This window comes from Halopseudomonas salina (assembly GCF_014637955.1).
In the GTDB taxonomy this organism is placed as follows: domain Bacteria; phylum Pseudomonadota; class Gammaproteobacteria; order Pseudomonadales; family Pseudomonadaceae; genus Halopseudomonas; species Halopseudomonas salina.
Window position 1 is genome coordinate 424,702 of record NZ_BMFF01000003.1, and the last position, 14,813, is coordinate 439,514.

At 56.1% G+C, this 14,813-nt stretch carries 12 protein-coding genes; 2 read left to right on the plus strand and 10 right to left on the minus strand.

The features are described 5' to 3' along the window. The first annotated feature begins 17 nt into the window (after nucleotides 1–17). Nucleotides 18–1,223, plus strand: a complete 1,206-nt coding sequence (locus tag IEV54_RS09375; RefSeq protein WP_150278352.1) for an MFS transporter — start codon at nucleotides 18–20, stop codon at nucleotides 1,221–1,223. Between the two features lie 12 nt (nucleotides 1,224–1,235). Here the strand turns inward: IEV54_RS09375 and pmrG are convergent, their stop codons facing one another. The 10 genes from pmrG to IEV54_RS09425 all read right to left on the minus strand — a co-directional run bounded on the left by pmrG (nucleotide 1,236) and on the right by IEV54_RS09425 (nucleotide 13,210). Further along, nucleotides 1,236–1,880 carry a lipopolysaccharide core heptose(II)-phosphate phosphatase PmrG gene (gene pmrG, locus IEV54_RS09380; RefSeq protein WP_150278351.1) on the minus strand — a complete coding sequence of 215 codons (645 nt, stop codon included), beginning with the start codon at nucleotides 1,878–1,880 and terminating at the stop codon, nucleotides 1,236–1,238. A gap of 66 nt (nucleotides 1,881–1,946) precedes the next feature. Further along, nucleotides 1,947–2,288 carry a TraR/DksA family transcriptional regulator gene (locus IEV54_RS09385; RefSeq protein ID WP_150278350.1) on the minus strand — a complete coding sequence of 114 codons (342 nt, stop codon included), beginning with the start codon at nucleotides 2,286–2,288 and terminating at the stop codon, nucleotides 1,947–1,949. Nucleotides 2,289–2,297: 9 nt separating this feature from the next. Continuing rightward, the gene (locus tag IEV54_RS09390; RefSeq protein ID WP_150278349.1) at nucleotides 2,298–3,155 is read right to left on the minus strand and encodes a universal stress protein; all 858 of its coding nucleotides are present in this window, start codon (nucleotides 3,153–3,155) and stop codon (nucleotides 2,298–2,300) included. A 21-nt stretch (nucleotides 3,156–3,176) separates the two neighbouring features. Then, entirely contained in the window at nucleotides 3,177–4,661 is a 1,485-nt protein-coding gene (locus IEV54_RS09395) for a SulP family inorganic anion transporter (protein ID WP_373286440.1), read from the minus strand. 456 nt (nucleotides 4,662–5,117) lie between these two features. Beyond that, entirely contained in the window at nucleotides 5,118–6,203 is a 1,086-nt protein-coding gene (cfa, locus tag IEV54_RS09400) for a cyclopropane fatty acyl phospholipid synthase (protein WP_229734544.1), read from the minus strand. Nucleotides 6,204–6,498: 295 nt separating this feature from the next. After that, nucleotides 6,499–8,007, minus strand: a complete 1,509-nt coding sequence (gene nhaB / locus IEV54_RS09405) for a sodium/proton antiporter NhaB (protein ID WP_150278517.1) — start codon at nucleotides 8,005–8,007, stop codon at nucleotides 6,499–6,501. Between the two features lie 349 nt (nucleotides 8,008–8,356). Then, complete coding sequence (locus IEV54_RS09410; RefSeq protein ID WP_188434402.1) at nucleotides 8,357–10,276, minus strand: LTA synthase family protein; 1,920 nt, start codon at nucleotides 10,274–10,276, stop codon at nucleotides 8,357–8,359. 85 nt (nucleotides 10,277–10,361) lie between these two features. Continuing rightward, nucleotides 10,362–10,961, minus strand: coding sequence for a hypothetical protein (locus tag IEV54_RS09415; RefSeq protein ID WP_223825491.1), 600 nt, complete (start codon nucleotides 10,959–10,961; stop codon nucleotides 10,362–10,364). Next, a complete protein-coding gene (locus IEV54_RS09420; RefSeq protein WP_223825490.1) occupies nucleotides 10,958–12,259 on the minus strand; it encodes a sialidase family protein in 1,302 nt (433 codons plus the stop codon). The genes IEV54_RS09415 and IEV54_RS09420 overlap by 4 nt, the downstream gene beginning before the upstream one ends. A gap of 144 nt (nucleotides 12,260–12,403) precedes the next feature. Beyond that, on the minus strand, nucleotides 12,404–13,210 hold the full coding sequence (locus tag IEV54_RS09425) for an FkbM family methyltransferase (protein ID WP_150278347.1): 807 nt from the start codon (nucleotides 13,208–13,210) through the stop codon (nucleotides 12,404–12,406). Between the two features lie 144 nt (nucleotides 13,211–13,354). Between IEV54_RS09425 and IEV54_RS09430 the strand changes: the two genes are divergently transcribed. Continuing rightward, nucleotides 13,355–14,677: a lytic murein transglycosylase gene (locus tag IEV54_RS09430; RefSeq protein WP_150278346.1), complete on the plus strand. Its 1,323-nt coding sequence runs from the start codon at nucleotides 13,355–13,357 to the stop codon at nucleotides 14,675–14,677. Nucleotides 14,678–14,813 lie beyond the last annotated feature (136 nt).

Consider the following 14,813-nt stretch of genomic DNA (forward strand, 5'->3'; position numbering starts at 1 on the left):
ATCCGCAGGACCTACCCATGCTGTTCAGGCGCCTTCTGCCGTTTCTTCAGGAAAACCCCTCCCTGGCTCTATTTGCGCTGCTCGCTACGGCCTCTTCGGGGTTCGGCCAGACGTTCCTGCTCGGCCTTTTCGGCGATCAATTGCGCAACGCTTTCGGCCTTTCTCATTCACTTTACGGACTGACCTATAGCCTCGCCACCCTGTGCTCGGCCGCGCTGCTGCTGCGGTTCGGCTCCCTGCTCGATCACTGGTCGCTGCGCCGGGTCACACTGATGGCCATCCTGGTACTCAGCGCTGGCTGTTTGATGCTGGGCCTGGCCGGGTACCTGTGGATGCTGGCGCTCGGGTTTCTTCTAGTGCGGTTTGGCGGTCAGGCCATGCTCTCGCATATAGGCATGACCACGGCCGGACGTTATTTCAGTCTTAATCGAGGCAAGGTAGTGGCTTTCAGCGCCAGCGGTTTTCCCTTGTCAGAGGCGGTGTTACCGCTGCTGATCTCGGCACTGGTGGTAGCTGTTGGCTGGCGTGGAAGCTGGATCGCCTCGGCGGTTATCCTGCTCATCGTACTATTGCCCCTGATGCTCTGGCTAAGCCGTAATGCCAGTCATCCACAGGCAAGCGGTGATCACGCCGAGCATACCCTGACTGGTTGGACCCGTGCTGAGGTGCTGCGCGACCGCGGATTCTATCTGCTTTTACCTGCCTCGATAGCAGTCCCGTTTATCGTCACGGCATTGTTCTTCCACCAGGGGGCGATCACAACGCTCCGTGGCTGGAGCTTGGAAGACTTTGCCCGTGCGTTCATCAGCTACGGCGCCGGACACTTCCTGAGTCTGTTTCTGGCCGGCGTGCTGATTGATCGTGTCGGCGCGCAAAAGCTCTTGCCGGTGGCGCTGATACCGCTGCTCTCCGGCCTGCTGGTGCTCGGCTTAAGCGGTGCCGATTGGATACCCTGGCTGTTCCTCGGGTTACTCGGCTTGAGCCAGGGCGCGATGAACGCCACCCTCGGCGCCCTGTGGCCGGAACGCTATGGAGTGCGCCACATCGGCGCAATACGGTCGGTGATGCAGGCCATCATGGTGCTCTCCACTGCGGTAGCGCCGGTGGCCCTGGGGCTGCTTCTGGACGCAGGGGTCGGCATCGCCGGCCTGGTAGCGCTGCTTGCCGTGTATACGGCAGCTTCGGCAGCCCTGGCGGCCACCGCGGCAAGAGCCTCAGCGTAGCAGGCTCGGCGACTAGAGGACGTCGTTGGCCTCGAACACCCGATCCCAGTCTTCTACATCAAGGAAGCCCTTGACGCGTGGATGGCCAACATCCGTTTTCGCTATGAGGAAGATCGAAGTACCGTAATCCGGTGTGTCGCTTGAGAATCCGAGCGCTTCCTCGAACCGGGCAATACAGGTGCTATGTGTTATCAGTACAAGGTTTTTGCCGGGCTGCTTGAAATGCATGACATCCTTTAAAAGCGAATCGCTTTTACGGCATTTATTCAGCCAATTGCGATCACCGCTATGATCTCCGAACAGAATATCCGCAGTTTGGTCGGTACGGGTCATCGGGCTGTTGTACAACATCGCCTGATCCAGACCCAACTGGTAGAAATCCTCTGACAACGCTTTGCCGATATCCACTGAACGCGCGGTGATGCCGTCCCGCCCATCCAGGCAGGGCCACTCCGAACGGTCACAGCGCTCCAGGTGCCGCACCAGCACCACCACCTCGCCGAGTTGCCAGCTCTGCAGCACCCTCTCTTGGGTATCATCACTCTCATTGGATAAATCAGGCAGCTCGGGCGGATCCAGTACCCATGCGGCCAATGCAATCGCGGCAATAAATGGCAACGCACGCCCCACTGGTCGTAAAAGTCGCTTCAGTTTCACGTTCTCTCCCTTCGTATCACTGTCTGGCCTCGGAGGTTTTGTGTATTCGGGGCACGGGTCGAAAGTTCAGTGCTGGGCTGCACACTCCACACACAGATGGGCCGCCGGATCAATCCTCAGCCGCCCGGCGGCTATAGGTTCGCCGCACTCTTCGCAGTAGCCGAAGTCATCTGACTCAACGCGTGCCAGCGCCCTGACCAGCCTTTTCAGTTCCTGCTGGTTACGTATCTTCGTGGCATCAAGCATAGCCTGCTGCTGCATTGCATCCATCCGTGACAGGCGACCGACCCTGGCTTGGTCCAGCTCGACCGCCTCACTGCGCGAAGAGCCCGCTGCACAACCCGCCTCAAACTCGGCAATGCGGCGATGAAGCAGCCCATCCAACTCGGCTCGCAGCGTCGAGTCCATATCAGCTACTCAGCGCAGCAATAAGACGGGACGGGACGTTTTCTGCAGGATATTGGTCGTGGTACTACCCACAAAAAACTGACGGATCCGCGAGTGGCCGTAGGCACCCATGACCAGCAGGTCGATATCGTGCTCCTGTTCGTAGTCCATCAGCACCTTCTCGACTTCACCGGCCTTGATATTTACATGAACCTCAAAACCGGCCTTTTCCAACCGGTTCTTGGCAGCGTTGATTGCTTCCCAGGCATCATTGGTATCGGCGCCAACCATCACCAAATGGATCGGTAGCCCAACGAATAAGGGGCTGTCCGCGAGCATCTCGACCCCCTTGCGTGTAGTCGCACTGTTATCGAACGCGAGCATCACGCTGGCGGGTTTGCGGAATTCGCCAGCGGTGACCAGGATCGGCCGATGCATGGTGCGGATCACGCTTTCCAGGTGACTACCCACATGCTGGCCCACGGAATCACCTACCTCACCCTGGCGACCGATGACCAGTAAGCGAATCTCGTGCTCAAGCTCATTCAGGGTTTCAACCAAATCGCCGTTACGTTGCCGGCTGAGCGGCTCTGGTACGCCATCGGCGCGGGCGCGCTCAACTGCAGCCTCCAGCATCAGGCGACCCTGCTCACGCATCAACCTGCCACGCTTCTCATCCAGCTCGGCCAGCTCGTCGAGCAGGTGCTCTCGACTGCCAAGGCCGATGTTGCCTGACAGATCACCGCGAGGCTGAGCATGCTGCTGGTCAAGCACATGGATAAAGACCAGCGGGGCGTCCAGGGCCAGACTGGCCCAGGCCGCGTAATCACATACACCCGTCGAGGAAAGCGACCCGTCGATGCAGGCCAGAACGGTATTCTTGGTCATCGGTTTATTCTCCTTGTTCATTTAATGACCCATCAACTGGTCAACGGCGTCAGGCTTGTCGTGTACTCCGAAGCGGTCGACGATGGTCGCGCTGGCCTCGTTGAGTCCGATGATCTCGACTTCGGTGCCCTCACGGCGGAACTTGATCACCACCTTGTCGAGCGCGGCAACCGCCGTAATGTCCCAGAAATGCGCGCGGGACAGATCGATCACCACCTTATCAAGGGCTTCCTTGAAGTCAAAGGCGCCGACGAACTTGTCGCTGGAACTGAAGAACACCTGGCCAACAACGTTATAACGACGCTCAATGCCTTCAGCAATCGAATCGCTGCCAATATGCAGGTAGTGGCCCATCTTGTTGGCAAAGAACATGGCTGCCAACAGCACGCCCACAAACACGCCGTAAGCGAGGTTATGGGTAGCAACCACCACAACCACGGTGGCCACCATGACAATATTGGTCGACAACGGGTGCTTCTTGAGATTGCGCAGTGAATCCCAGCTGAAGGTACCAATCGAGACCATGATCATCACTGCTACTAGTGCCGCCATGGGAATTAACGACAGGTAATCACCCAGAAACACTACCATCACTAACAGAATGACACCCGCTGCAAAGGAGGAAAGCCGCGTGCGACCACCTGATTTGATGTTGATGATCGACTGACCAATCATTGCACAACCGGCCATACCACCGAGAAGGCCTGAACCAATGTTAGCGATACCCTGACCCTTGCACTCGCGGTTCTTGTCGCTGGGCGTGTCAGTCAGGTCATCGACGATAGTGGCCGTCATCATCGATTCCAGGAGGCCCACTACCGCGAGCGCAGCAGAGTAAGGGAAGATGATCATCAGGGTTTCGAAATTCAGCGGCACCTGGGGCCAGAGGAATATCGGAAGAGTATCGGGCAGTTCGCCCATATCACCGACGGTACGAATATCCAGTCCCAGATAGAGCGCCAGTAGAGTCAGTACCACAATGCAAACAAGCGGCGAAGGAATCATCTTGCCGATTTTGGGTAAGTACGGGAAAAGGTAGATGATCGCCAGACCACCTGCCGTCATCGCATACACATGCCAGGTAACGTTGGTCAGCTCTGGCAGCTGGGCCATGAAGATGAGAATTGCCAGGGCGTTGACGAAGCCCGTCACCACAGAACGTGAAACAAAGCGCATCAGTGATCCCAGCTTGAGGTAGCCGGCACCAATCTGCAGCAGGCCGCACAGTATCGTTGCCGCCAGCAAGTATTCAAGCCCGTGGTCGCGTACCAGGGTGACCATCAAAAGCGCCATGGCACCGGTTGCTGCCGAAATCATACCTGCACGTCCACCGGTAAAAGCAATCACCACCGCGATGCAGAACGAAGCGTACAGACCGACCTTAGGATCCACTCCGGCAATAATCGAAAACGCAATCGCCTCGGGGATCAACGCCAGGGCTACCACAACACCAGCGAGAATATCGCCACGGATGTTGGAAAACCAATCTTGTCTTACTGATTGCATCAGGGTCATACAATTCGTCCACTTGGAAAATAAGGGCCCGGACTTTTTGCTGCATGCCGTGTTCGCCTGACGATCCCGAATGGGGCAACCAGGGCACAGCTTTCAACGGCAAAAATAACAGGGTCGTATCAGGAAACTCAGGATTTAATTCACAGCCAGATAAGATCAGGCCGGATAAAGACTGCCTTGGGTAAACAATAGCGCCAGACTTTAGCGCTGTTTACCAGGGCAACTACACACAAGCAAAGGTATAGCTTGCGGATGACAAAGTGTCATCTGGGGAGGTAAAACCTATGGCGGCGTAGCGCCGGGAAAACTGTTCATCGGCTTGTCCGGTAAGGGGTCCGTTTAGAGGGGGCGTACTCTATCACAGGAGATAGCCGCAGGCTATCAACCAAATGCTTTCAATTCGCACACAACGTAGCCTGTTAGCTTTCTGTTCAAGCCATCAAGAACTCACTCGGACACACGCTGATACCCACCGCTTACGCCTTCCTTGGAGAGCACCCACTGCCAGAGCTGAATATCTCTCGCCCGGAATGCTCCAGCGCAAGACAAAAGGTAATACCGCCACATCCGGTGAAAGCGCTCGCCCAACTGATTGGAAAATCGCGGCCAGGCTTTTTCGAAATTCTCATGCCATGCCATCAGGGTACGGTCGTAATCGGCGCCAAAGTTGTGCATATCCTCAACTACAAAAAGTTCATCTGCAGCATCTCCCAGCTGTCCGATGGAGGGCAGGTCTCCATTGGGAAAAATGTATTTGTCGATCCAGGGATCCGGGGCAGACTTGCGGGTGTTCTTGCCAATTGTGTGCAGGAGAAACAGGCCGTTATCTTCAAGGCAGCGGTGGGCTACTTCCATGAATATACGATGATTCTTACGACCCACATGCTCGAACATGCCTACGCTAGCTATGCGATCGAATTTCTCTTCCAGATCGCGATAGTCCATCAACCTGAAGTCCAGTGGCAGGTCAGGGTAGCGAGCCTTCACCCAGGCGGCCTGCTCACTGGAAATTGTTACACCCACGCACTCCACACCGTAATGCTCAGCTGCATAGCTCATGAAGCTCCCCCAGCCACAGCCAATATCCAATACACGCATTCCGGGCTCAAGCTGCAATTTGCGGCAGATAAGGTCGAGCTTGTTGGTCTGCGCCTGCTCCAACGTCTCTGCATCTTTCCAGTAACCACAGGTGTAGGTCATTCGCTCATCGAGCATGGCGGCATAGAAATCATTGCCTAGATCGTAATGCTGCTCGCCGACCTGCCACGCTCGCTTCATGGTCTGCAGGTTAAGCAGGCGGGCACGCAAACTGTGAATCACCAGGCGCAGTGGCTGCACTTCCTTATCAAGACGGGCGTCGAGTAGATGACAGAAAAACTCGTCCAGATGCGGGCAGTCCCAGTCGCCATCCATATAGGCTTCACCCAAGCCCAGATTGCCTTTGGACAGCGCACGCTCGGGGACGCCGGGGTGATTGAGCTGTATATCCCACGGACGGTCGCCGTTGATCTGAATATCAGCACGATCAAACATTGTTTTTACCGTGTTATGAAAAGAACTTTCGTTCAGCTCCGTGTTTTGTTTTTCTTCATACATAGGTGACGAGGACATTACGAGCTCCTGACTGCTTTAGCAGGAGCGGCTAGAAGCGATCATTTATCACTCCGGACGCTCCCTCTGACTTTCATCCCATTTCCAGCGACATATATCGTGCCCAGTCATCAGTTGGACCTAAAATAACTGCGGCGTCAGAGAATGCGTACATTAAGGTGGCGTAACGCCATTCAGGTTCGCTAATTTCATTTTGCTTACTCCTTAAACACGGGCTTTAGAGCCAGTTTGCTACCGCGATATAACCTACCCCCCCGAGAACCACAGTATAGGGTAGCGCCATGACGACCATCCGTCCGTACGACAAACGCACCAGTGGCGCGATGGCAGAGGTCAGCAGGAACAAAAAAGCCGCCTGACCATTGGGTGTAGCTACGCTTGGCAGGTTGGTACCCGTATTGATCGCAACAGCCAGCAGTTCGAAGTGCTCCCGATCGATCTGCCCTGAATCAAGCGCCTGCTTGATTTCACTGATATATACCGTGGCAACAAAGACATTGTCGCTGATCATGGACAGCAGTCCGTTGGCGAGGAAGAACATGCCGGGCTGTTCGTCGAGGGGCAGCGCCAGCACCATGGCAATGATCGGGCTGAACAGATGTTGCTGATGGATGACCGCAACAATGGCGAAAAACACCACCAACAGCGCAGTGAACGGCAGAGCTTCCTGGAACGCCTTGCCAATCTGGTGCTCGTCGGTAACGCCATTGAAGCTGGTCATCACAATAATCACCAGCAGACCGATCAGACCGACTTCAGCAACATGAAAAGCCAGACCAAGGATCAGTACCAGAGCCGCAAACGCCTGAACAATGAGCTGAGCCTGCTGCGCTTTCCCTCGCTTGCGCTGTTCTTCTGCGGCGAATTCCTCGAGCACACGACGCACATTACGGGGAATCTTTGCCCCGTACCCGAACCAGCCGGTTTTTTCCAGCAACACGCAGGTAAGCGAGCCTGCGGCCAGGACAGGCAAACTTACCGGCGCCATACGCATAAAGAATTCTGCAAAATCCCAGCCTGCTGTTTTGGCGATCAGCAGGTTCTGCGGCTCCCCCACCAGCGTGCATACGCCACCCAAGGCGGTACCAATTGCGCCATGCATAAGCAAGCTGCGCAAGAAAGCCCTAAATGACTCCAGATCATCACGATGCAGCTCAAGGGCCTCGTCATCTGGATGAACCACTTTCTCTGTTTGGGTCTTGTGGGGAGCGGAGGCTACCTTGTGGTAAACCGAATAGAACCCCACTGCCACGCTGATAATAACGGCGGTGACGGTCAAGGCATCGAGAAAGGCTGAGAGCAATGCCGCGGTCAGGCAGAACAGCAAACTCAAGGAGGACTTGGAGCGCACGCCAAGCAGTATTCGGGTAAAAACCAGCAGTAACAGGCTTTTCATGAAGTAGATGCCGGCCACCATGAACATCAACAGCAGGATCACCGGGAAATTCAGTAGCATCTCGGCGTAGAGCGCCTCGGGGGTGGCCATGCCGATCAGTAAAGCTTCTACGGCGAGCAATCCTCCCGGAAGAAGCGGGTAGCACTTGAGCGCCATGGCCAGGGTGAAAATGAATTCCGCGACCAGAATCCAGCCTGTTACGTACGGGCCGAGCAGCCAGAGGAATACCGGGTTCAGAACAAGAAATGCAAGGATAGCCTGCTTGTACCACTTAGGCGCATTGCCGAGAAAATTGTGCGCAAACGCACTGCCGAGAGTCGTGGTTGGAATGTTCAATTTTTGATCCAATGTTACGGGCTGGTAAAACCCAAACACAAAAAGACGCGTTCTGATCCGGCTGTCCGGTTCAGTTAGAGCGTCTTGTTGTTTTTTTTACGCGAAAATTATTGCACGCAAGCGCGCGCAGGAAGGAAGCCACGAAAAGGCCGGGGTGTGGGACGCTATGGTGGCGTAACGCCGGAGATAAAAGACATGAACATGTTCGCAACGAGTAAAATAAAAGGCCGGACCTTAGCATACAAAATAGCCAGACGCTATCACCCGGTGTCTTTCGATCAGATACCACAGACCAGGTCCCGGATGATAACCGTCGGCTAGCCACATCAGGTTTCAGCCCGAATTAGCGATCCAGTCCCCGTGTCCAGTTATTCAGATTGAGCTTGTCGATCACCAGGTGCGTCAGCAAAGCGGCGCGGAGCTCGAGCGAATATTGATCCGGGGCGAGGGATCGAGCTGCGGTCGATTCTGCGGAAAAGGATACGGCAAGGCGCGCCGGAGTGAACTCCAGCTCGCTATTGGTGCGCAGCAAGCCGACCATTTCGCCTTGATTTACCCAGGCTTCATCAGGAAGGGCGTCGCGAAATATCGATTCCCCAAAAGCAACAAATGGCTCTGTGGAGCCCATCAGATCGACTACGGTTGGCAAGATATCGTAATGGGAAACAAGCTTGTCGGATCGGTGCGCTGAAATCAGCTTTGGAGCATAAACAACCAGCGGAACGTGGAAACGACTGCGCAGACTGCCGGCGGATGCCCGCAATACATGATCAGAGGTTATCAGGAACACGGTATCGTCATACCAGTCGCTCGCCCTCGCCTTGGCCATGAACTCCCCCAGAGCCCAATCGGAATAGGCAAGGGTGTTGAGGTAGCCATTCTCGCTGGCGCTATCATGGGGAAAGCGATGAAATTGCTTGCCGGGATCGGCGAAAGGTTCATGGGTAGTGCCGGTAAAGACCACGCCCATGAAGGGCCCCTTTGACGCCATTCTGTCCAGCCGCTGATGAAAGAACTGTAATGTGTCGTGGTCCCAGCCAAAGCGTGGCGTGGGCTCGGGGTAGTCCATTACCAGGGGTATGTCTTCCTGTCCGAAATATTCAGAGAAACCCAGGCTGGCCGCAACGGCGTTCATCCGGAAGGAGCGACGTGTGGAAGACTGCACGAACACGCTCTCATAGCCTCGCTCGGCGGCCAGGTTGCCTACTCGCGACATATCCACCTGCTCCAGCCCCTCGGACAGACGCGGTTGCCCGGGTAGGACAGGGACGCCGGTCAGTATGGCTTGCAGGCTCTGGATGCTGCGCTGGGCGGCCGCATAGTGGTTGGTATATACCTGTGACTGCTCCAGCAAGGCATCCATATTGGGCGTTACGCCCAGATCTTTGCCAGAAAGCCCGTCGATATAATCGTTGCTCCAACTCTCCAGAACGATCAGGACAATATTCGGGCTGGAGTGGGGCGTAGGTTGGTCGCCGTATTGACGCACGAAGGGGTTGGCTTGAGAAATATTGAGCTCTTTTCTCAGCGCCGCCTCAGTGGAATCCGAAACCGGGCTTTTCAGTACCTTGTCGAGGTTACGACTGGTATGAATAACAGAAAACGCCGCATTCATTGCCAGGTTAGCCAGTCGGGCATCACCCAGGGCATGGGCGTCAACGACATTGAGCGTCTTGCCATCCAACACCAGACCACGTCCGAGCAAAACAAGCAGGGGCAGCACCAAAACCAGGGTAAGCCATGCGTGGGGCCAGCGTGGCGCCGGTCCGTCCATCACGTCGGATCTGATCAGTTTCCACCAGGCCCAACCGCCGAGGAGTGAAACCATGAGCAGGGCGATGAATTCTTCGCGTCTGGACGAAACCAGCAAGTCAACGACGAAGGGCCAGTCGTTGACCATGAACAGTAACTCCGCTCCTAGATGACGTTGCACCTCCCCATAGAAAGCGATGCTGGCTATGCCCAGCACAAGAACCAGTAGAAGAGGCAGGATTGCAAGCAGCATCCAGCCCTGGCGCCATAAGGGATGGGCGGCAAATCGGAACGGAACCAGTAGAGCCAGCAGTATCAGGGCATTGAGCTGGGTGAGGACTGCCAGATCAAACCTCGCGCCAACCCATAATGTCCTTAGCCCCTCCAGAATGGTTATCCCTGCAAACGAGTCGGGATAAGTCACCCACAGCGCGAGGCGCAAACCGAGGCATAACAGCAGACCCACCAGATAAATGATCAGCAAACTGCGGAGATTAGACGGGATCCTCAATAACACCTCTTTCAATTTCTGCCACCCAGCCATCGAACCAAAATTTTATACGGGGCTTCAAATTGCTTTTAGATGCAGAGCGCACTCAATCTGGAGCATGCTGGGTATCCCGTTCCCGTCTGCGGAATACCGACATTATCAGCGCCGAGAGACTGTAGATCACCATAAAGGGGTCGATCAGATAATCCCAGTAGTTGTCCGATGGTTTCAAATCGACAATGAAGGCCAGGGTGGCAAACGCCAGCATAACCACACCCAGGGTATTTCGCAGCAGCACAAAGAGCACCGTCAGCGCAGCCACGAGCACTAGCAGCGCTCGTGGGCTGTAGCCCCATCGGTAGGTATCGACCATGCCAACACCCAGTGCTGCGGGATACAAAACCAGACCGAGAACGGCAAAGCATAGCCAGAGCGGCCATTTTGCAGCAAGCGGAACGGGCGGCAGGTAACCCAGTCTGATTATGGATGCAGCCACCAGCCAGACAATGCTGGTCATCGCCAGATCATCCGTCAAGCCGCGCAACAGCCCAGCCAGCGTCAAACCGGTGGAAAGCGGTATCAAGGCCACCAGCACGAGCCCCAGCAACACCGCCAGGCGATAGGCTGGCGATAACCGGCGCAGCGGTAACAGCAGAAACAGTATGAGCGCAAAAGTGAGCACCGCCTGCCAATTGGCAATAATCATTCCTGCGCCTCCAACCAGGCCCTGTTGAAAGTAACGTGCTTGATAAAGCTGTTGTTCCAGGAATACACCATATGGAAACGTCCATCATCCGAGCGGATCAGGTAGGGATACTCATAGTCGAAATTGCACAGTCCCCGGCGACAAACGCGCCCCTCAAGCAACTGCATATACTCGTCGAGCAGAACGTCTCGCTTGGGACCACTGGCCTCGAGAAACTTCTCACGCATCAACGGCTCATACTTTTCCAGGGGAATGGGATCGCCATCTGCGTCTGACGACTCATCGATCGTATTGATCAACGACCAGGTACTCAAACTGAAACTGGCCTCGTCCAGAGTCAAACGAAACCGGCCATCAGTGAGATTGTTCTGAGCGACCAGGAGCGTATTGCGGTGTGAACGCACGGCCGCCAGTGACGAGTTGGGGTTCCAGGGCTCCACTGAGCGCTCTTCGCTCCAGGTCTGCCCTGCGTCCGCGGTTACTGTGGCCAGCACATGACCCTCCTCCGATTCTCCAGCGTAGCGCAACAGCGCAATTGCCCGCCGCTCGTCCAGAGGCACTACCGTAGGTTGCAGCGAGTGGGTCCCGTCCGCCATGCGGAATTTGTCTACCACACGGCCGTCAGCGTCGAGGTAGAGATACTCGGGAAATTTACCCAGAAACTCGTGGTAGACCGGCAGGCCGATTGAACCGTCCTTGTGAAAGACCGGAGCGCTACGTACCAGGGTACTGATGTTGATAAATGGCGAGGTGATCAACTGACGCGGCTTTGACCAGGTCACGCCCTGATCTTCCGACACCATCACATTGATCGCACTGCCTGCCCAGCCACCCAGTGAGACCGACACGTAGAACAGCCAGAGACGCTCATCAGGCGCGAGTGCTATAACCGGGTTGCCCAGTTTACGGATCGGTTTGCCCACCGCAGCGCGCGTTATATCTCGGGTTGCAAAAACCTCTTCATTGCTCCATTCACCCGTACCCGCATCAAAGCGTGCACCGCGAATCTGGACATCAGCGGCTCCCTCACGGGAGCCGGCAAACCAGACACTTAGCAGATCGCCACCAGGTAGCGCGGTGATTGAAGAAGAATGCACGAAATCATCCAGGTCGCTGGATACAAAGCGCCGCTCCATAACGGGCTCTGAGCTTATTTCTTTGCTGTCATCCCATTTTGTCGCAGTGTCAAAACCCGACATTGTGTAGGGTGTACTCCACAACCAACCTAGCGCAAAAAGCACTGCCAGCAGCACCAGAACAGGGGCTCTGTAGTGCAAGGACCATGAACGGAAAAACATACTACTCCTTGTTATTCTGAAGCGCTGTCAACACCGATCACGACATTCGTTGATAATGAGTGCCAAGCAAGTGCCCGTTGGATTAGTCGGCCGGAATGGTTTCCGATGTTATCAAATATCGTCCTTTTTCCCTATGATTCCGAATCAGGTTCTGAGAAATAACCAAGTCTGTGCCAGCAATCGACACAGCCTGAAACCCTGACTCTGGATCAGATTAACCAGTTCGACCGTGGGCAATTCACCAATGTCCGGCGTGTGAATTTCGATAAGAATCATGCGCAAACAAGCTGGCAGTTCAGCCGGAAATAACCCGCATTCCCCACCCTCGATATCCAGCACCAGTACGGTAGGCTCATGATCACCAAGCAAGGAAGAAAGGGATCTGGCCGGCACGGTGAGTCTGCGATCAGCCTTGGCGGGTGTCAGTGCGCTGCTCCACCAGTATTCATCGTAGATCCCCAGCTCGATATGCTCGGCCTGGTAGGCGTCAGCAACCACGGCCGCTTCAATAAGCTCCAACGTCTGGCCGTTGGCGGCGAAGGTGTTTCGTATCTGGTCGTACATGGCCGGATTGGGCTCGACAATCACTACAGGCTGCTGCGAGCGCATCCCCGCGAAGGACCCGGTGACACCGGCCCCAGCCCCGCACTCCATTACCCGGTCGCCGGGGCGAATCATTGCGTCGATCAGTTGCAGATCGGCCTGCTCATAGTCGCCAATGGCGAAGTAGTAGGCCATCCGCGCACTGAATCCTGATCTGACCGGTAGCACCAGGGAGTAGAACGGATGTTTCAGGCGGCCTTCGTCCGACAGACCATTAACCCACTGCTGAAAACGCTGAATCTGGAAGGCATCTTCAGGTTCTTCCTGGGGCCACTGATGCAGGCCCCGGGCGCTGACCCGCAAGCGACGTTTCTCGATAGTGCTATCTTCAAGCGACGGGACCGGCATCGACTGACCCTCGGATTGGTCTGGCCGGCCATACTAACACCGTGCCAGAGTCGTATCCATGCGCGCTGATACGACCATCAGCGGTCACGAACCAACTGTTTGCCATGGTAGAGTTGCACGATATATCCAAGTCGGAACATCTCAATGCCTATGAACACTCCTCGCCCGACCTTCACCACTCGCTATCTGGCCACAGCCACCCTGGCCCTGCTGCTGGCAGCTTGTGCCGACACACCCATCCAGAAGGCTCATGCCGAAAGCCCGGTTACCACAACGGCTCCAGCCAGCGCTCCAGGCCTCGCGGAAACGCCGGCCGTCGAACCTGTCGCCCAAGACCAGACTTTCAGCCAATGGCAGCAGCAATTCAGAGGCCAGGCGCTCGATGCAGGCATCAACGAGGCACTTTTCGACCGTGCATTTGCTGGTGTTGTGCCTGATCCGGGCATACTGCGCGCCGACAGCAGCCAACCCGAATTCACTCGCCCTGTTTGGGAGTACCTGGACGGCGCCCTCTCCAGTACGCGTATAAGTCGAGCGCAGCGCCTGCTGGATGAACATGCATCAACGCTGGGGGCCATTGAACAGGCATACGGGGTCGATCGACATATTCTGGTCGCCATCTGGGGCCTGGAGAGTAACTTCGGCAGCAATATGGGCGACAACTACGTCATTCGCGCCCTGGCTACGCTGGCGCATCAGGGCCGCCGGCCCGATTTTGCCCACGCGCAGCTCCTGGCTGCCCTGGAAATACTGCAGCGCGGCGACATCGCCCCGGACGGCATGCTTGGCTCCTGGGCAGGCGCCATGGGACAGACCCAGTTCATACCGACGACCTATAACAGCCATGCCGTGGATTTTGACGGCGACAACAAACGCGATATCTGGAACTCCTCAGCCGATGCCTTGGGGTCCGCCGCCAACTATCTGAAAGTGTCCAACTGGGATAGTGGGCAACCCTGGGGTGCAGAAGTTTCGCTGACCGAAGACTTTGATTACGCGCTGGCAGACACGGCGATACGCAAGACTGTCGCCGAATGGGCAGCGTTAGGGGTAAAAAGCGCCCAGGGGGGACCGCTGACCTTTGCTGACGGGAGCCAGCCCGCCTCGCTCCTGCTACCCGCGGGTTACCGGGGGCCGGCGTTTCTGGTTCTGGGCAACTTCCGCAGTATTCTGCGCTACAACAACTCGTCGAGTTATGCCTTGGCAATCGGGCTGTTAACCGAGCGCATGCAGGGCCGGGGTGAAATAACGGCAAGCTGGCCCAAGGGTGACCAACCATTGGCGCGCAGTGAGCGGCTCGAACTGCAAAGACGACTCAAAGAGGTGGGCTTCGACCCGGGCGGCGTTGACGGCATCATTGGCGCCAATAGCCGCAAGGCATTGAGAAACTTCCAGATTGCCCTGGGGCTGCCGGCTGACGGCTACCCGTCCAAATCACTCCTGGAAAAATTGCGTACATATCAATAGCGGCTTCAGCCGATACTCACAGGCGCCCTTGACAGCGCCTGTGATAAGATTACACCAATCTATCTTGGGTAAAAGCCGGCTCCCCTCACCATGACCCGGCGTTTACATCGTCTTGGGCCCGGTACAGGAGCAGCTA